The 16,335-nt window shown below is 63.3% G+C and carries 18 protein-coding genes; 5 read left to right on the top strand and 13 right to left on the bottom strand.

Translation table 11 applies throughout. From position 1 onward, the window contains the following. The first annotated feature begins 10 nt into the window (after positions 1 to 10). On the top strand, positions 11 to 442 hold the full coding sequence (locus tag LL253_RS16020; RefSeq protein WP_228227807.1) for a RidA family protein: 432 nt from the start codon (positions 11 to 13) through the stop codon (positions 440 to 442). Between the two features lie 12 nt (positions 443 to 454). Here the strand turns inward: LL253_RS16020 and LL253_RS16015 are convergent, their stop codons facing one another. From LL253_RS16015 to LL253_RS15980, 8 genes are all read right to left on the bottom strand, one after another. Beyond that, positions 455 to 844, bottom strand: a complete 390-nt coding sequence (locus LL253_RS16015) for a hypothetical protein (RefSeq protein ID WP_228227806.1) — start codon at positions 842 to 844, stop codon at positions 455 to 457. 69 nt (positions 845 to 913) lie between these two features. After that, positions 914 to 1,105 carry a Trm112 family protein gene (locus tag LL253_RS16010; protein WP_228227805.1) on the bottom strand — a complete coding sequence of 64 codons (192 nt, stop codon included), beginning with the start codon at positions 1,103 to 1,105 and terminating at the stop codon, positions 914 to 916. Next, the gene (locus LL253_RS16005) at positions 1,102 to 1,716 is read right to left on the bottom strand and encodes an LON peptidase substrate-binding domain-containing protein (RefSeq protein WP_228227804.1); all 615 of its coding nucleotides are present in this window, start codon (positions 1,714 to 1,716) and stop codon (positions 1,102 to 1,104) included. Before LL253_RS16005 ends, LL253_RS16010 begins: the two co-directional genes overlap by 4 nt. A 5-nt stretch (positions 1,717 to 1,721) precedes the next feature. Next, the gene (locus tag LL253_RS16000; protein ID WP_228227803.1) at positions 1,722 to 2,633 is read right to left on the bottom strand and encodes a tetratricopeptide repeat protein; all 912 of its coding nucleotides are present in this window, start codon (positions 2,631 to 2,633) and stop codon (positions 1,722 to 1,724) included. A gap of 92 nt (positions 2,634 to 2,725) precedes the next feature. Beyond that, positions 2,726 to 3,553 (bottom strand): MipA/OmpV family protein, encoded by an 828-nt coding sequence (locus LL253_RS15995; protein WP_228227802.1) that lies wholly within the window; start codon positions 3,551 to 3,553, stop codon positions 2,726 to 2,728. A 93-nt stretch (positions 3,554 to 3,646) separates the two neighbouring features. Beyond that, positions 3,647 to 4,000 carry a DUF2141 domain-containing protein gene (locus LL253_RS15990; RefSeq protein WP_228227801.1) on the bottom strand — a complete coding sequence of 118 codons (354 nt, stop codon included), beginning with the start codon at positions 3,998 to 4,000 and terminating at the stop codon, positions 3,647 to 3,649. A 74-nt stretch (positions 4,001 to 4,074) separates the two neighbouring features. Beyond that, positions 4,075 to 4,803 (bottom strand): sterol desaturase family protein, encoded by a 729-nt coding sequence (locus LL253_RS15985; RefSeq protein ID WP_009823425.1) that lies wholly within the window; start codon positions 4,801 to 4,803, stop codon positions 4,075 to 4,077. 77 nt (positions 4,804 to 4,880) lie between these two features. Next, positions 4,881 to 5,771: a prephenate dehydratase gene (locus tag LL253_RS15980; protein WP_009823426.1), complete on the bottom strand. Its 891-nt coding sequence runs from the start codon at positions 5,769 to 5,771 to the stop codon at positions 4,881 to 4,883. Positions 5,772 to 5,931: 160 nt separating this feature from the next. Here LL253_RS15980 and LL253_RS15975 point away from each other — a divergent pair, with 160 nt between their 5' ends. Continuing rightward, positions 5,932 to 6,600 (top strand): c-type cytochrome, encoded by a 669-nt coding sequence (locus LL253_RS15975; protein WP_009823427.1) that lies wholly within the window; start codon positions 5,932 to 5,934, stop codon positions 6,598 to 6,600. 41 nt (positions 6,601 to 6,641) lie between these two features. On the opposite strand, the gene LL253_RS15970 is transcribed toward LL253_RS15975, so the two are convergent. From LL253_RS15970 to LL253_RS15955, 4 genes are read right to left on the bottom strand one after another with little or no spacing between them, the layout of a single operon-like run. Next, the gene (locus tag LL253_RS15970; protein WP_228227800.1) at positions 6,642 to 8,159 is read right to left on the bottom strand and encodes a Ppx/GppA family phosphatase; all 1,518 of its coding nucleotides are present in this window, start codon (positions 8,157 to 8,159) and stop codon (positions 6,642 to 6,644) included. An 8-nt stretch (positions 8,160 to 8,167) separates the two neighbouring features. Continuing rightward, a complete protein-coding gene (locus LL253_RS15965) occupies positions 8,168 to 10,306 on the bottom strand; it encodes an RNA degradosome polyphosphate kinase (RefSeq protein WP_228227799.1) in 2,139 nt (712 codons plus the stop codon). 3 nt (positions 10,307 to 10,309) lie between these two features. Beyond that, complete coding sequence (locus tag LL253_RS15960) at positions 10,310 to 10,960, bottom strand: P-loop NTPase family protein (RefSeq protein ID WP_228227798.1); 651 nt, start codon at positions 10,958 to 10,960, stop codon at positions 10,310 to 10,312. Then, the gene (locus LL253_RS15955; RefSeq protein ID WP_009823431.1) at positions 10,957 to 12,195 is read right to left on the bottom strand and encodes a hypothetical protein; all 1,239 of its coding nucleotides are present in this window, start codon (positions 12,193 to 12,195) and stop codon (positions 10,957 to 10,959) included. Before LL253_RS15955 ends, LL253_RS15960 begins: the two co-directional genes overlap by 4 nt. A gap of 117 nt (positions 12,196 to 12,312) precedes the next feature. Here LL253_RS15955 and purM point away from each other — a divergent pair, with 117 nt between their 5' ends. Continuing rightward, positions 12,313 to 13,407, top strand: a complete 1,095-nt coding sequence (gene purM / locus LL253_RS15950) for a phosphoribosylformylglycinamidine cyclo-ligase (protein ID WP_228227797.1) — start codon at positions 12,313 to 12,315, stop codon at positions 13,405 to 13,407. Between the two features lie 37 nt (positions 13,408 to 13,444). After that, on the top strand, positions 13,445 to 14,395 hold the full coding sequence (gene purN, locus LL253_RS15945) for a phosphoribosylglycinamide formyltransferase (RefSeq protein WP_228227827.1): 951 nt from the start codon (positions 13,445 to 13,447) through the stop codon (positions 14,393 to 14,395). Between the two features lie 42 nt (positions 14,396 to 14,437). On the opposite strand, the gene LL253_RS15940 is transcribed toward purN, so the two are convergent. Then, the gene (locus LL253_RS15940) at positions 14,438 to 15,100 is read right to left on the bottom strand and encodes an RpiB/LacA/LacB family sugar-phosphate isomerase (RefSeq protein WP_009823434.1); all 663 of its coding nucleotides are present in this window, start codon (positions 15,098 to 15,100) and stop codon (positions 14,438 to 14,440) included. A 252-nt stretch (positions 15,101 to 15,352) separates the two neighbouring features. On the opposite strand from LL253_RS15940, the gene LL253_RS15935 reads away from it, so the two are divergent. Next, positions 15,353 to 16,285: an ABC transporter ATP-binding protein gene (locus LL253_RS15935; protein WP_009823436.1), complete on the top strand. Its 933-nt coding sequence runs from the start codon at positions 15,353 to 15,355 to the stop codon at positions 16,283 to 16,285. The last annotated feature ends 50 nt before the right edge of the window (positions 16,286 to 16,335 follow it).

Here is a 16,335-nt window from a genome sequence, read left to right as displayed (position 1 = left end):
AGAGATCGCCATGAAGTTCGCCCTCATCGCCAGCCTGATGCTGGCCGCCGCGCCGGCCATGGCGCAGCCCGCTGCTACGCCGCAACCGCTGCCCGCCCAATTGCCCTTTTCACCGGCGGTGCCAGCCGGCGGTCTCCTCTTCCTGTCCGGCCAGATCGGCCAAGTGCCGGAGGGGATGGACCCCCATATGGACGGATTTGATGCCGCAGTCAAAGGCGCGATGGATGCGGTCGGCACGATCCTGAAATCCAATGGACTCGACTATGGTGACATCGTCAAATGCACGGTGATGCTGGCCGACATGACGGACTGGCCACGCTTCAACGCGGCCTATCTGCCCTATTTCAAGGGCAAGCGCCTGCCGGCCCGCAGCGCCTTTGGCGCGAATGGACTTGCTCTGGGCGCGCCCCTGGAGGTGGAATGTATCGCGGCGCAGCGATAACGCAGCCCGACTTTAAATCTCTCGATCCGCGTCGAAAGGCGGCACGACACGGCAATGATAGGCCCGCTTTTCGTCGATCAGCCCGGTGTGTAGCTCGGTCGACAGCACCAACGTCGCGCGGTCCAGCTGTTCGACCCGGCGCAGATCGCTGAGCAGCCCGCCGCCCTGCTTGACCAATGTAATCGTCGCATCGTCCTGCGCGATGATCTTGCTCCATTTCCGCCCGGATTCCCGCCAGCGCCCGGCCGTGAAATCAATCACGATGTCGCGAACGGAGCTATCGTCGGCGCAGGTCAGTCCCCGCGTGTCGGACATGGGCAGCGGAACGACGGCTGGCGCGGGAACCGCCGCCGGCGTGGAAACCGGGGTCGCCAGGGCGAGAAGTAGCATTGGCAGGAACATCGGGTTTACCTTATCTGCTGTGACCGTTTGGCGCGAGGCACCTCATAGCAGTGGCCACTTAACCGCGCCTTACAGCGGACGCGCCTGCCTTGCCACCAGCACGGGCACGCCGTCACGCACTGGAAAAGCGAGCCCGGCCGCCTCCGAAACCAAGGCATGCCGCCCGGCATCCCAGCGCAGCGGTGTCCGCGTGACCGGGCATACCAGCTTTTCCAGCAACCACGGTTCAATGGGAGGGAAATTTGCGTCCGGTTCGATCATTGCAGCGTCGCGCCGCCGTCGCGCTCGATCCGGCCAATGATCTGCATCAATTGCATGATGCGCTCCGACCGTTCGGAAAGGCTGTCGGCTTCCAGCAGGGTTTGCTTGGACGCAGGATCGAACGGCGCGATTTGCGCGATGCCGTTCACCAACGCCACATCGTCCAGCCGCGATACCGCCGTCCAGTCGACGACATAGCCCAGTATGTCGGCAAAGCGTCGCGATTCCTGCTCCAGCGCGGCGCGTTCCACTGCGGACAACACTTCGTCCTCACCCCTCGCCTGTTCCACCTCCGCCTCGACCTGGCGGAATTGCGTCGCCACAGGCAGTTCGCGCAGAACCCGGAACCGGGCGAGGCCGGTCAATATGATGTTGAAGCGACCATCCTCCAGAGCCTCTATATGGCTGACATGGCCCAAGCATCCGACATCATAAAGCGGTGGCACCGGACCGTCGCCACGCGGCTGGATCATGCCGATCCGGCGGTCCCGCGCCATTGCGTCATGGATGAGGGCGCGATAGCGCGGCTCGAAAATATGCAGGGGCAGGTCCATACCCGGCAGCAGCAGCGCGCCCGCTAGCGGAAAGATGGAGACGCGCGTCGCCGCCATCGTCGTTACGCGAACAATATCTGCGACAGTTTCCGCCGCTGCGTTGCAACCCAAGGATCTTCCAGACCCACTGCCTCGAAAATCTTCACCAGCTGAGCGCGCGCCGCGCCATCATTCCATCCGCGGTCGCGACGGACGCTTCCCAGCAGCATGTCGGCGGCGCCGTCGCGATCGCCATTGCCCATCAGGCCCGCCGCCAGATCGAAACGCGCCTGATGATCATCGGGGTCGGCGGCGACCTTTGATTCCAGGTCCGACAGATCAGCCGTCGGACGCGCTTCGCGCTTGAGCGCGATCGCCGCGCGGGCCTGATCGATCGCCGGATGCTTTGCTACTTCAGGTGGGAGGCTGGCGATCAGCGCTTCGGCTTCGTCCAGTCGGCCAAGCGCGATCAATGCGCGAGCCTGGCCGCTTATGACCTCGGCATTGTCCGGATCCATCTCCGCGATTTGCGAGAAGATCGAAAGGGCGCGTTCATGCTCGCCCCCCGCGAGCATTTCCTCCCCCATGGCGATCAGCGGCGCGACTTCCTGTTGCAGAGCCTTTTCATCGGATTCTATCGGAAGCTGGGCCAGCAATTGGTCAAGAAATTGCTTGAACTGCCCTTCCGTCCGCGCCTGCGACAGATCGGCCACCGGCTGACCTTGAAAAACGGCATAAACCGTCGGGATCGACTGCACGCGAAACTGGCTTGCGATAAAGCCGTTTTCGTCGACATTGACCTTGACCAGCTTGACGCCCTTGGCGGCATAGTCGGCGCAGACCTTTTCGATCACCGGGGCCAGCTGCTTGCAGGGGCCGCACCATTCGGCCCAAAAATCGACAATGACCAGACTGGTGCGCGAAGGATCGACGACGTCGCGGCGAAATGCCTCCACTGCCGCCTTTTCAGTCTCGCTCAGTCCCAGGGTCGCCACGTCGTCATCTCCTGCCAAGTTGGTCCGTCAAGGCCGCTGCCTTACAGCGCCTTATGTGGGGCGTCACCCCCATGGAACAAGGCAGGATGCCGTCAGAAGGTGTAGCCGACCCCTATCGCGCCGATCCATTGGTCCTTCGATCCGGCGATGGCGACCACGGGCGAATCCGCATAATCACCGAGCATGCGTGAATAGCTGCCAAGGGCAAACAGCGTCCAGCCGCGCCGGATGTCGCCCGACAGGGAATACCCACCGGTCAGGTTGAAATTGACCTTGCGAAAGCCTGACCCGTCGCCAGCGCGATCATAGGCCGGCAGGCCGCTCGCAACGGCCTCTTCGGGCGTCACGTCGAAATAATATCGGCCATATTTCTTGCCGACATAATCGGCCGACACGCCCAGGCCAACGAAGCTGCGGATCGACAAAGGGGTGAAATATTCAATCGCGGGCGTCACGATCATGCTGTCATGTGCCCCGGCAACGTCCTTGGTGATGGTGACGCGCGCCGAAATATTGTCATAGGCGCTGGTGATGACGCCGGTCTTTCCGATCCCGACGAAGCCACCCACCTCGATTGCGGTGTCGAGCTTGCCCAGCGCGGCGACGGCGTCGTCCTTGATGCGCTTGCGGCTGGTGCGGTCGAACCGTGCGCCCACGACGGGGCCAAGCTGAATGTCGATGCCTTCGTCGCTGCGATTGGGAATGACATCGACGAAGAGGGCAGGCCCGCGCGTCCAGAAGGCGAAATCGTGAACCTTGCCCCGCAGCTGCGGGATCGGGATGACACGATAATCGTCGGACCCTTCATAGCTCGGCACGGCGGCCGCGCCGACGCCGATCGTCAGATTGCTGTGATCCTCCGCCTCCTGTGCCTGTGCGGTCATGGTGAATGACAGGGGCGCGACAAATGTCGCGGCCACAAGGCTACGGAAGGATGGCATGAGAACCCCTGTTTTCAAATCTCTATTCGGAAGGCAGAATGTTTCGGGGGGGTTACAGGTTCCCGATTTCCGTCACAGGAAATATTTCAGCTGAATATCCTGTTCGACCGGCGCGCCGCTGATCGTGAAACTGGCAGATCGGAAGCTGGGCGCGCCAAAGCGCAGGACAGGGTTGCGAGAGAAGCCCACGCCTTCGCGCGGAATGCCGGCGAAGGTATCCAACCGCCCATTGCGATTTTCGTCATGAATGATCGCGATGGCATAGCTACCCGGCGCCAATTGACCCAGCGTCACGGGGTCGCTGGACGCGGGTATGGAAAAATGCCGCTTGTCAGGGTCATCCGTGCAGTCGGGAAAATGATCCGGATCGCGCGTCACGCAAATCAGAATCTGGCCCTTGGCCGAACGCAGCCCTTCCAGCGCCATGCTAAGGGGCTGTGGCAAAGTGACGGGCGCCGCACCCATCGAAAAAAACCCCGCCAGACACAGACCAACCGCCTTCACGTGCGTCCCTTCGCAAATTTGCCCAACCCTTTGTCGGTGCCGCACAGACGATCCCAGAAACGAAAATACAGGCCGTAATTGCAAGCATAATATTCATGGTGGCGCTGATGATGGCTCGCCGTGATCAGCCAGGCGCCCAGCGGCCCGCGCACCATCCAGCCCGGAAACATTTCCCACCCCATATGGTTGCTGACCCCCATGACCGTCATGACGGTCAGGACGACGGCCAGCGCGCCGACATGGATCGGTATTATGAACACGAGCGCCGGAATGACGATCGCACCGGTGAGCGCTTCCCAGGGATGAAAGCTCATCGCGGCCCAGGCGGTTGGGGGGCGGCTGGCATGATGCACCGCATGGGCGATGCGGAACAGGCGCGGCTGGTGCATCCAGCGGTGCGTCCAATAGAACCAGCAATCATGCGCGGCGAGATAGAGCAGCACCGACAGCGGCAGATACCAGAGCGGATAGTCGCCAATGTCGCTGTAAATTTGCGTCCAGCCGCGCGCCTGCCAGCCCCAGGCGACGATCCCCGCCGGCACGCCGTAAATGACCGCGGACAAGAGCGACCAGCGCACTTCCCGCCCCATCTGCCGTTCCAGCCCCCGGTAGAGACCGGGCTGGCGAATGCGCGTCGCGAGCGCGAAGCCGCCGCTTGCCAGCAGGTAACGCACGCCGACGATGACGCTCATCGCCAAGGCGGACAGAAGGATGGCAGCAACCATGGTCGGCCTATACCCTTGAAGTATTACGGGCGAAAGGGTGGAGCGCGGCTGGTGCTGACGCGCCGCCGCCGCTTGGGTCAGGTGCGCGGACGGGCCTGACGGTAGCTGCCAAGCTGCCGGACCCATTTGGTGTGGAATTCCAGTTCGGCCAGCGCCCGGTCGACCGCCGCATCGCCCGGCATACCTTCGATGTCGCAGAAAAATTCCGTGGCGGCAAAGCTGGCGCCGCGCTGGTAGCTTTCCAGCTTGGTCATATTGACGCCGTTGGTGGCAAATCCGCCCATCGCCTTGTAAAGCGCGGCGGGCACATTCTTCACTTCGAACAGGAAAGTGGTCATGACCGGGCCGATGCCTGCGACCGGCATTTTCGCCTCACGCGCCAGCACAAGGAAGCGAGTCATATTGTCGTCGCTATCCTCGATATTTTCCGCGACCAGCCGTAACCCATAAAGTTCGGCCGCCAGATAGGGCGCGATTGCCCCTTCCCCCGGCGTCTTGCGTTCGGCGACGAGTGCCGCCGCGCCCGCCGTATCGGCATAGGCGACCGGCTGAATGCCGCGTTCGCGCAGATAGTGGCGGCACTGGCCCAACGCCTGAACATGACTGACCGCGCTGGTTACAGGCGTCGCATCGGGCGCCATCAGGCAGTGGCGAATGCGCAGGAAATATTCATCGATGACATGGAGCCCCGATTCGGGCAGCAGGAAATGCATGTCCGCCACGCGCCCGTGCAGGCTGTTTTCGATCGGGATGATGGCGCGGTCCGCCTCGCCCTTGCGCACAGCGTCGATGGCGTCTTCAAACGCGAAGCAGGGCAAGGGCACGCAATCGGGGGCATAGCCAAGCGCCGCCAGATGCGAATTGGCGCCCGGTGCGCCCTGATAGGCGACGGCGCGCGCGGGGTTGGCTGCAGCCTTGGCAGCCTGGTCCGCGACGATCGCGCGGGCGGGGGCAGGATAATTTTCCATTTGCGCCTGCGCGCTTAGGATTTCCCCCCGGCCGGCGCAAGCGCGCTGCGCATTCGTCTATCAACCCGGCTTGCACCATCGCGCCAGCCCGATTATGGCAGCGCTCAAGAGGGGGCGCGACTGACAGCCGCCAAGACAAAAGCAAGGGAAGTCGAGCGAGATGGGCGATCGTTTCAATACCGTGGCGGGCTGGGCTTTGTTTGCAGGCATCATCGCCCTGGGTGGCGCGATCGTCAGTTCCAAATATTTCGAAACCGAACGGCCGGAAAAGATGGGCTATGCCATCGAGGGCGTGGAGGCCGAAGGCGAAGGCGGCGACAGCGGGCCCAGCCTCAACACCCTTTTGGCCAGCGCCGACGTCGCGGCGGGCGAAAAGGTGTTCGCCAAATGCGCCGCCTGCCACACCGTGAACCAGGGCGGGGCCAATGGCATCGGTCCCAATCTGTGGGGCACGGTCGGCGAAGCAATTGCCGTGGGCAAGGCGGGCTTTGCCTTTTCCGATGCGCTCAAGAGCAAGGGCGGTCAGTGGACGTTCGAAAATATGGACGCCTGGCTCAAAAGCCCGCGCGAATTTGCGCCAGGCACCAAGATGACCTTCGCCGGCCTGGGCAATCCGGCCGATCGCGCCAATTTGATCGCCTGGCTGAACACGCAAGGGTCCAACCTGCCGCTGCCCGCGGCCGACCCTGAGCCAGCAGAAGCGAGCGCCACGCCGGCCGAAGCGGCGGGCGATGCAACCAACGCCGCCCAAAGCGTCGAAGGCGCGGCGCCCGCTGACGCCGCAACCGCCGGCGGCCCCGCGACGCCCACCACCGGCGAGAGCGAATAAGCGCGATAAGCGTTTGAATGGGACGGGCGCCTTGGCGCCCGTCAGCCGTTCATCATCCGATATTTAAACCCCATGGCCTGGGCCAGATGCCGCAGGCGGCGTTCGACGGCTTCGCCATAAAGATCGGCATCCTCGGCGCGCAGATACAGGTCGATGCGGTCATCATGCCGTTCCAGCCGCGATACCGCCAGTGGCGCCTCCACTCCACCCGACATGCGTTGAGCCAGGCGGATGGCGAGGCCCCATAAAATGGCGCGCTGCAACCGGTCCGTCATGGCGATTCGCTCCAGCGCCGGCAGCGGTGCCACCCCTCCGCCAAAATGACTGCTGAGCGCCTGTCCCAGCATCGCTCGTTCCGCCGCGTCAATACCCACCCAGTTGCTGTGCAAAGCGATTTCGACACCCCGCTCCGCCCGAAAGTCGGGATTAGCGCGCCAGCTTACATCGGCCAGCAAGCAGGCGGCCCGGCGGATACGGCGACCCGACGCATCGTCATCGGTAAAAAGCGGAGCGATCCAGCGGTCGATCCGATCCCCATGGCCGCGAAACCGCGCCTGTGCCTCCCCTTCCGCCTCTGCTGCGACCAATAGCGGATCGTGCCGTTGAATATCGGGCGGCAGCGCTCCGTAAAGCAGCCCTTCGCGCAGGCCATAGGCGGACACGACCAGACGGCTCGACTTGAGCTGGCGCACCACAACCGACAGCAGAGCGGCGGCGTCCGGCAGCGTCGGCACGCGCGATCCCGTCATGGCCGGTATCTGTTTCAGCCGGGCCTTGTCGACATGGCTGACGATACGGGTCAACTGTTCGGCGCGCGCAGCCGTCATTTCATATTGATGGACGACGGGCAGCGGAAAATGGGTCAGCTGCATGTCGAACCGCGCGAGCGCACGCCACGACCCGCCGACCATGTAAAAGGGCAAGCCTGGTTCAGCGGCCCATCCGGCCTTGTCCAGCATCTTGGCGACGGCGCGCTCCAAGGCACGCGGCCCCTTGGCGCGGATCTGCGGCAGACGCAGCACGCCCAGCGGCAGCGATATGGTCTGTTCCACCGTCCCGTCCCGCACCCGCGCCAGTTCCAGGCTGCCGCCGCCCAAATCGCCGACAATGCCGTCCGCGCCGGGAATGCCCGACAGGACACCCATTGCTGCGCCGATCGCTTCCTGCGCGCCGGTGAGCAATTCGACCGTCAGCCCCATGTCCTTGGCGCGGGCGATGAAGTCGGGTCCGTTGGTTGCATCGCGCACCGCCGCCGTGGCGACGCAGCGTATATCGGCAACCTTCATCGACCGGCACAGATGCGCAAACCGACCGATGGCGCGCAGGCCGCGCTCCATCGCTTCGGGTTCGATCGCGCCGGTGCGGGCGAGCGAGGCGCCCAGTCCGGCCATCACCTTTTCATTGAACAGGATGAAGGGGATGCGGCGCGGTCCGTCATAGATGACCAGGCGCACGCTGTTCGACCCGATATCGATGATCGCCGTGCGCGCATGGGCGGGCTCGGGCGATGTCACCATCTGTTCGGCTACGGCGCGCACGCGGCTCAGCATCGAATTCATGGCCGCGTTCAACCCCCGCTGCGCAAACGCAAGGTCGGGACGGCGTCGCTGTCCAGAGCCGCGCCGCGTCCCGAAAGCGACGGATTGGTCATGAAATAGCGATGCAGGTTGAACGGCTTTTCGCCCATTTCGACGCGGCTATAATGGCCTTCGGCGTCCAGCTCCCAGCTCTGTTCCGTATCGATAAGGTTGGCAACCATCACCTGGTCGACGATCTGGTCGTGCACGGTGCCGCTTTCCACCGGGGCCAAGAACTCCACACGGCGATCAAAATTGCGCGGCATCCAGTCCGCCGAGCTGATATAGACTTTCGCGCCATTGTTGGGCAGCGCCTTGCCATTGCCGAACACGGTGATGCGGCTATGTTCCAGGAAACGGCCCACGACCGACTTCACGCGGATATTTTCAGACATGCCCGGCACCCCCGGCCGCAGGCAGCAGATGCCGCGCACGATCAGCTCGATCCGCACCCCGGCATTGCTGGCGGCATAGAGTTTTTCGATGATCGCGGGATCGACCAGGCTGTTCATCTTGGCCCAGATGGTGCCGGGCCGCCCGGCGCGCACATGATCGATTTCCGCCTCGATCAGTTCACACAGCCGATTGCGCAGGTCGCGCGGGCTCATCACCAGCTTTTCCAGACCCTGCGGTTCGACATAGCCGGTGATATAGTTGAACAACGCTGCGGCATCGCGGCCATAATCGGGATTGGCGGTGAAGAAGCTCAAGTCAGTGTAAATCCGCGCGGTGATCGGGTGGTAATTGCCGGTGCCGAAATGACAATAGGTGCGGAACTGCTCTCCTTCGCGCCGCACGACCATCGACACCTTGGCATGGGTCTTCCAGTCGATGAAGCCGTAGACGACCTGCACGCCCGCACGCTCCAGCGCGTCCGCCCACATCAAATTCTGTTCTTCGTCGAATCGCGCCTTGAGTTCGACCACTGCGGTCACGGACTTGCCCGCTTCAGCGGCGTCGATCAGCGCCCGGATGATCGCCGACTGTTTGCCCGCGCGGTAGAGCGTCTGCTTGATCGCGACCACATCCGGGTCAGACGCCGCCTGTTTCAGGAAGGATATGACGACGTCGAACGCTTCATAGGGATGATGGACGACAATGTCCTTGGCCCGGATCGCGGCGAAACAGTCGCCGCCATATTCGCGGATACGTTCGGGAAAGCGCGGCGCATAGGGTTCGAATTTGAGGTCTGGCCGATCTTCATCGACGATGCCGGACAAGTCGCCGATGCCGACAAAACCCTCCACCTCCTCGATGATCGCGTCATGCCCCTGGAGCATGTCCTGCAACATTTCCTCGACCGGTTCGGGAATGCGCTCCTCGATTTCCATGCGGATAACGCGGCCGCGGCGGCGGCGTTTGATGGCGCTGCGGAAATAGCGGACCAGATCCTCCGCTTCCTCCTCGATTTCGATGTCGCTGTCGCGGATGATGCGGAAGACGCCGCTGTTGCGAACGCGATAGCCAGGGAAGAGGTCCTCCGAAAAGCGCCGGATCACCGCCTCCAGCGCCATGTAGCGCGCTGGGTCCCCTGGCACGCGCACGAACCGCGCGAGCGACGATGGGATCATCACCAGCTCGCGGATCGGCTGCTTGTCCGACAGGCGCTCCAGATCGAAAACGATCGACAGCCCCTGGTTGGGAATGAAGGGAAAGGGGTGCGCCGGGTCGAGGGCCTGGGGGGTCAGGATCGGGAAGATCTGCGTCAGAAAATGTTCGCGCAGCCAGGCGGCGCAGACATTGTCCATGTCGGCCGAAGGGCCGATGACCTCGACGCCAACCTGCGTCAATTCGCCATGGAGCGCGCCCCACACTTTCTGCTGCGCGCGCATCAGCGTGCCTGTCGTCTCGGTAATCGCGGACAGTTGCTGCGCCGGAGTCAGCCCGTCGGCGGAGCGCATGTCGACATTCTGTAATTGTTGCCCTTTGAGCCCTGCGACCCGCACGGAAAAAAACTCGTCAAGGTTCGCGCCCGAAATCGACAGGAAGCGCAAGCGCTCCAGCAGCGGATGAGCGCGGTTCATCGCCTCTTCCAGCACGCGCTGGTTGAACGCCAGCCAGGACAGCTCACGATTGAAATAGCGGTCGCTGGGCAGCGACAGATTGGCAATGGGATCGGCTTCGGCCACGGACTACTCGCGTTGCACTGAGGAAGGATCGGACGGGACTATAGGCAGGATACCCGCGGATTGCAGGGCCTCTTTCGCCATTGCGACCGAAATCTTGCGTCCAGATGACAAGGCAGCGCGATCCAGCAGGCGCGTGATCGTTTCGATGGCGGCATAGGATCGGTCGATCCGCCGCGCCAGCCAGTCTGGCAAATCCGCAGAATACGCCGCGCCAGCGGCATCGAAACTGCGCTGGATGAGTGCGCGGGTCAGCATCTCGTCGGGTGCATCGATGCCGACATGGGGGACGGCGGCCAGACGGGAGCGTAGGTCGGGTAAGGTGACGGGCCAGGTGGCGGGCGGTGCCTGCCCTACGAGCAGAAGCGGGCGATGCTCCGTCTGCGCGGCGTTCCAGGCATGAAATAGCCGATGATCGTCCAGCGGGCGGTCACCCTCATGCGCATCATCGATGACATCGCCACCGCTCATGCGGGCGAACTGACGTGCCAGTGTCGACCGTCCCGAACGCGGCGGGCCAGTCAGAACGGCAATGGACAGCGGCCAATCCCGCCAACGCTCCAGATAGGCAACGGCGACACGATTGGCGTCGCTGACAAGAAAATCGCCTTCGCCCCTCCCTTCATGGCCTTCGAACGGAAGGCTGATCTGGCTCATTGCGCGGGAGGCGGCGCCTGTCGCCGCGTGATGCGCAGCGTCGTTCCAGCCACGGCGACCTGATAACCGCGCGCCTGAAGCCCGGTGCGCAGCATGTCGATGCTGCCGTCATACCCGACCTGCATGACCGATGTGCCGCCCAGCGCCAAACTGCTGGTCGATGCCGAACGCACGCCCGGGATGGACCGGACGGCCGATTCGCCTGCGCCCACCGAACTGACGTCCGGCGTGTCATATTGGATCGTGAAGCTGCCGGTCGTGCTGACGCCCGCAACCGGCACATCGATCGCCTCGATCGGCGCTTCGACGGCATTTTCGATCTCCAGCGTGGCGGGATCGACCGGCTCCTCGATGATGAGCGAGGGGTCAGGACGCAGGCGACCGTCGTTGAGCGCGCCGGTATAGAGCGTGTCGATCCGCTTCGCGCCTTCGTCCAGCATTTGCGCCAGGCCACTGGCGTTCGACGCCCGCAGCGCAAAGCTGCCGATCAGGCTGTTGTCCGGGCCATAGCGCGCCGTGAAGGTCGCGGTAATCGGGCCGCCGGGATAGGCGCGCTCCAACCGCACGATCGGGATGACGACATCGGCCGCGCCATATTGGTCGAGCAGCACCCGCCACCACAGCCGGCCGCGTCGCCCGGTCTGGCCAGCATTGAGCAGGATCGGATCGGCGATTGATCCGGCGACGCGCACATAATCGATGGCGCTTTCGCCGGTCCGATAGCGCGCCCAAGCCTTCTGCCATTCATTGGTCCGCTCGTAGGATACGGCGGACCCGCCATCCCACATCACCGGAATGACCAGCAGCGGCGGCGACCGACGGACATTGCCCGACACGCCGAGCAACTGCCCGGTGCGCGCGCGATCGAACATGACGCCCAGCGTAGCGACATAACGGGTGGGGCCCACCTGCTCCTGCTCGATTTCGATCCCTGAAATCATCGCTTCCAGCTGCGAATCGGACAGCGCCGGCGCGCCCGCGCCGCCATGGGTGCGGCTCCACAACATCCGCCAGGCCTGTCGCTGCGCCATGCGCCAGCCGGCATAGCGCGCGCTGTCAGCGTCCTTGGCTTCCACATCCACCTTGACGCCTGTTACCTCGAAATCGCCGCCGCTGGCGATTGGCGGGACGCCGCGTTCCCCCTCCATCTGCGCGAACAGCGCGGCGGCCAGCAAGCCAAGACCGATGGCGATCGCGATCTGGACAGGCCGGGACAGCAGGCGCACCAGCGCCATGGGCCGGAACAGGGGGCGGGACAGGGACGGGCTCAGGCTCACGCGCGCCCTTTTGGCGCGTAATGCCCGGGATGCCAAGCTTCCGTTTTGCGCCTCTTTGTTCTAGGGGCGCTGATCATGAGCGACAACGAATCCTACAGCTACGCCAAGGCTGGCGTCGACATCGCCGCGGGTAATGCCCTGGTCCGCGCCATCGCCCCCCTTGCCAAGGCGACGCGCCGGCCGGGCGCTGACGCGGAACTGGGCGGCTTTGGCGGCTTTTTCGATCTCAAGGCGGCGGGCTATGATGACCCGTTGCTGGTCGCGGCCAATGATGGCGTCGGCACCAAGCTCAAGCTCGCGATCGACCATGGCCGCCATGATGGTGTCGGCATCGATCTGGTCGCGATGTGCGCCAATGACCTGATCGTCCAGGGGGCGGAGCCGCTCTTCTTCCTTGATTATTATGCGACCGGTCGGCTGGAAAGCGGCGTCGCCGAACGCGTCATCGCCGGCATTGCCGAGGGATGTCGTCAGGCGGGCTGCGCGCTCATTGGCGGCGAAACCGCCGAAATGCCGGGCATGTATGCTGATGGCGACTATGACCTTGCGGGTTTTTGCGTCGGCGCGGTGGAACGATCCAATGCACTGACCGGTAACCGGGTGAAGCCCGGCGACGTGCTACTGGGCCTCGCCTCTTCGGGCGTGCACTCAAACGGCTATTCGCTGGTCCGACGTCTGGCCGCCGACAAGGGGTGGAGGCTCGACCGCCCTGCCCTGTTCGACCAGGACGTGCTGCTGATCGACGCGCTGATGGCACCCACGCGCATCTATGTGAAAAGCTTGCTGCCGCTGGTGCGCGCGGGCTTGATCAACGCGCTGGCGCATATCACCGGTGGCGGCTTGCTGGAAAATATACCCCGCGTCCTGCCCGAAGGCGCGCACGCCGTGATCGAAGCCGACGCCTGGGATCAGCCGCGGCTGATGGCCTTCTTGCAAGCACAGGGCCATATCGAGCCGGAGGAGATGGCGCGCACGTTCAACTGCGGCATCGGCATGGTGCTGGCCGTGGATGAGGCGCATGTTACCGCCGTTACGAAGGCGCTGGAGGATGCGGGCGAAACCGTGTTCGCCATCGGTGCGGTCGTTACCGGGGAAAAGGGCTGCACCGTCCGGGGCAGCGCTGACAGCTGGAGCGCGAAAGCAGACTGGTCGGCCACCCATCTGGGGTGATGCCACCAACCTTGTCCGGCGGAACGGAGGGAAAATGATGGCAAAAGCCAGGGTCGCTGTTCTGATTTCCGGGCGGGGGTCGAATATGGCGGCGTTGCTCTATGCCGCAAAGGCTGACAACTGCCCCTATGAGATCGTGCTGGTCGCCGCCAATGACCCGGCCGCACCGGGCCTGGCGCTGGCGGCGGCGGAGGGCATCGCCACCTTTGGCTACAGCCACAAGGGGCTGAAACGCGCCGAATTCGATTCGATCATCGATGCCCAATTGCGCGCAGCGGGTGCGGACTATGTCGCTCTGGCGGGATATATGCGGCTGCTGTCGCCGGAATTCGTTGCCGGCTGGGAAAACCGGATGCTCAATATCCATCCCAGCCTGCTGCCCAAATATAAGGGCCTGGACACGCACCAGCGCGCCATCGACGCAGGCGACAGCCATGCTGGCTGCTCCGTTCATGTCGTGACGGCCGAACTGGACGACGGGCCGGTTCTGGCGCAGACTCCCGTCGCGATCCTGCCGGGCGATAGCGCCGACAGCCTTGCCGCCCGCATCCTGATCGCCGAGCACCAGCTCTATTCGCGCACGCTGGCGGAGTTCGTCACGCGCGAGCAGCAGCCCGAATGGATGCTCAACCGCGTCCGGGAAATTGCCCTTGCCCTGCCCCAGGCAGACGAGATCACCTCCCATGGCATGCCATGTTTCGGGATTGAAAAGGGCAAGAAATTCGCTTGGTTCACCCGCGACCATCATGGCGACGGCATCGTTGCACTGCTGGTCAAGACCACCGCACCGGACGAACAGGCGACGTTGATCGATGCGGACCCCGACCGATATTATCGCCCGGCTTATTTCGGCACGGACTGGGTCGGCATCCGGCTGGACCGAGGCGCCAATGACTGGGACCACATCGCCGATCGGCTTCGCGCTAGCTGGCGGCAGGTTGCGCCGAAGAAGCTGCTCGGGCTCATGGATATCGCCGAAGATTTTTAAGAGCAAACCGGACGGCGCGATTGCCGCCCGGTCGCCTCATACTCAGGCGTCGGCCAATGCCGGCGCCCCTTCGAGAACGCCCTTCACATAATCGCGAATGGCCTCATCCTGCGCATTGGCGAAGAAATACTCCTGGAAGCGTTCACCGGCGATCGCGGCCTTAAGCAGATCCTGATCAACCGACTTCAATACCGTCACCATGTCCTTGCACGAAGCATCCTTCAATGATTTCAGGATGCCGCGATTCTTGGCCATGATTTCGGCCCGTTCCTTGGGATAGCCAAGGCCCCGCTCGCCTTCGAACAGCTTGCGGTAGACATCCTGCAGGTTCAGCTCGGCGGCCCAGCCAAAACCCTTGGCATAGGGCATGGAAATGGCGTTGCCGTCATTGATCTGCGCGAACAGGAAAGCGTCGGTCGGATCGATGACCAGGCCGCAAAACACGCCGGGCATGGCATTGCATGCCAGCATGGAACCCATGCCCGTGCCGCAGCCGGTAACGACGAAGTCGGCCGCCTTGGAATTGAGCAGAATGCCGGTCAGGATGCCATTCATGACATAGGTCAGCGAAGCCTTATCCTCGGCCGTATACATGCCATAGTTGAACACTTCATGGCCCAGCGGTTCGGCAACGGCGGTCAATGCCGAATGGATCGTCGAATTCTTCGCCGCCTGGCTGTTTTCCGTAATCAGGGCGATTTTCATCAATAGTCTCCAGATGAGAGGCGGATGGAAAGGACCAATAGCAGTGCGGGTTTTGGAACGCATGCCCACACCTTGGGAATCCTACCCCTACACGAAAAGCGTCCCGGCGGAAATCATCAAGCCCATATTCAACCCACTCGGGGCACTCCATGTCCTGCCGGCCCCGATCCCGAAAGGCCGCCAGGCGATCCTTAGCCTCCCCAATGCCTCCGCCCTCTTCCCTTCTTCTGTCGCCATCCCCATAGAACAGGCATGACTGACAGCCCTGCCCCGCAAGCCGCTATCGAAATCCGTAACCTCACCAAGGTCTACAAGGGCGGCAAGCGCGCGCTCGACGGCATCGACCTCACCATTCCACGCGGCCAGATTTACGGCCTGCTCGGCCCCAATGGCGCGGGCAAGTCGACCACGATCAACATCCTGGCCGGCATGGTGAACAAGACGGCCGGCGACGTGCGCATCTGGGGCTTCGACATCGACGTCAATCCGCGCAACGCCAAGAATTCGATCGGCATCGTGCCGCAGGAAATCGTCTTCGACCCCTTCTTTACGCCGCTGGAGACGCTGGACAATCAGGCAGGCTTCTACGGCGTGCCCAAGGACAAGCGCCGGTCGATGGAATTGCTGCGCGCGGTGCATCTGGACGACAAGGCCAATGCCTATGCCCGCACCCTGTCGGGCGGTATGAAGCGTCGGCTGCTGGTCGCCAAGGCCATGGTCCATTCGCCACCCATCCTGGTGCTGGACGAACCCACCGCCGGCGTCGACGTGCAATTGCGCCAGCAATTATGGGACTATGTCCGCGAACTCAATGCCATGGGCGTCACCATCGTGCTCACCACCCATTATCTGGAGGAAGCCGAGGAACTGTGTGACCGCATCGGGATCATCAATCATGGCAAGGTGATCACCGACAAGCCGACACGCGAACTGATCGCCATGGCACAGGAGAAGGTCGTGCAGGTAACGGTCGATCGAGATGTGACGGCCGCGCCGGATGCCCCTTGTTTCGAAAAGGTGGAACTGTCCGGCGAACGCACACTCACCATCACCTACAGCAAGGACCGCGCCAATGCCGGCCAAGTGCTGAGCGCCGTGCAGGCAAGCGGCCTGTCGATCGTCGATGTGGTGACCCGCGACCCGGACCTGGAGGATGTGTTCCTGCATCTGACGGCGGCGGCGTAACGCGAAACAGTCCCCCCTTCCGTCTGCGGAAGGGGCGTAGAACAGAAGCA

Origin of the sequence: Sphingobium soli, from assembly GCF_020782245.1 — a bacterium.
GTDB classification, from domain to species: Bacteria; Pseudomonadota; Alphaproteobacteria; order Sphingomonadales; family Sphingomonadaceae; genus Sphingobium; species Sphingobium soli.
This window is presented reverse-complemented; position numbering and strand designations above follow the sequence as displayed.

Excerpts from the sequence above, each read along its gene's own strand:
- LL253_RS16020 (WP_228227807.1), top strand. The coding sequence starts at position 11 with ATGAAGTTCGCCCTCATCGCCAGCCTGATGCTGGCCGCCGCGCCGGCC.
- LL253_RS16015 (WP_228227806.1), bottom strand. The coding sequence starts at position 844 with ATGTTCCTGCCAATGCTACTTCTCGCCCTGGCGACCCCGGTTTCCACG.
- LL253_RS16010 (WP_228227805.1), bottom strand. The coding sequence starts at position 1,105 with ATGATCGAACCGGACGCAAATTTCCCTCCCATTGAACCGTGGTTGCTG.
- LL253_RS16005 (WP_228227804.1), bottom strand. The coding sequence starts at position 1,716 with ATGGCGGCGACGCGCGTCTCCATCTTTCCGCTAGCGGGCGCGCTGCTG.
- LL253_RS15990 (WP_228227801.1), bottom strand. The coding sequence starts at position 4,000 with ATGGCGCTGGAAGGGCTGCGTTCGGCCAAGGGCCAGATTCTGATTTGC.
- LL253_RS15985 (WP_009823425.1), bottom strand. The coding sequence starts at position 4,803 with ATGGTTGCTGCCATCCTTCTGTCCGCCTTGGCGATGAGCGTCATCGTC.
- LL253_RS15980 (WP_009823426.1), bottom strand. The coding sequence starts at position 5,771 with ATGGAAAATTATCCTGCCCCCGCCCGCGCGATCGTCGCGGACCAGGCT.
- LL253_RS15975 (WP_009823427.1), top strand. The coding sequence starts at position 5,932 with ATGGGCGATCGTTTCAATACCGTGGCGGGCTGGGCTTTGTTTGCAGGC.
- LL253_RS15970 (WP_228227800.1), bottom strand. The coding sequence starts at position 8,159 with ATGAATTCGATGCTGAGCCGCGTGCGCGCCGTAGCCGAACAGATGGTG.
- LL253_RS15960 (WP_228227798.1), bottom strand. The coding sequence starts at position 10,960 with ATGAGCCAGATCAGCCTTCCGTTCGAAGGCCATGAAGGGAGGGGCGAA.
- LL253_RS15955 (WP_009823431.1), bottom strand. The coding sequence starts at position 12,195 with ATGGCGCTGGTGCGCCTGCTGTCCCGGCCTGTCCAGATCGCGATCGCC.
- purM (WP_228227797.1), top strand. The coding sequence starts at position 12,313 with ATGAGCGACAACGAATCCTACAGCTACGCCAAGGCTGGCGTCGACATC.
- purN (WP_228227827.1), top strand. The coding sequence starts at position 13,445 with ATGGCAAAAGCCAGGGTCGCTGTTCTGATTTCCGGGCGGGGGTCGAAT.
- LL253_RS15940 (WP_009823434.1), bottom strand. The coding sequence starts at position 15,100 with ATGAAAATCGCCCTGATTACGGAAAACAGCCAGGCGGCGAAGAATTCG.
- LL253_RS15935 (WP_009823436.1), top strand. The coding sequence starts at position 15,353 with ATGACTGACAGCCCTGCCCCGCAAGCCGCTATCGAAATCCGTAACCTC.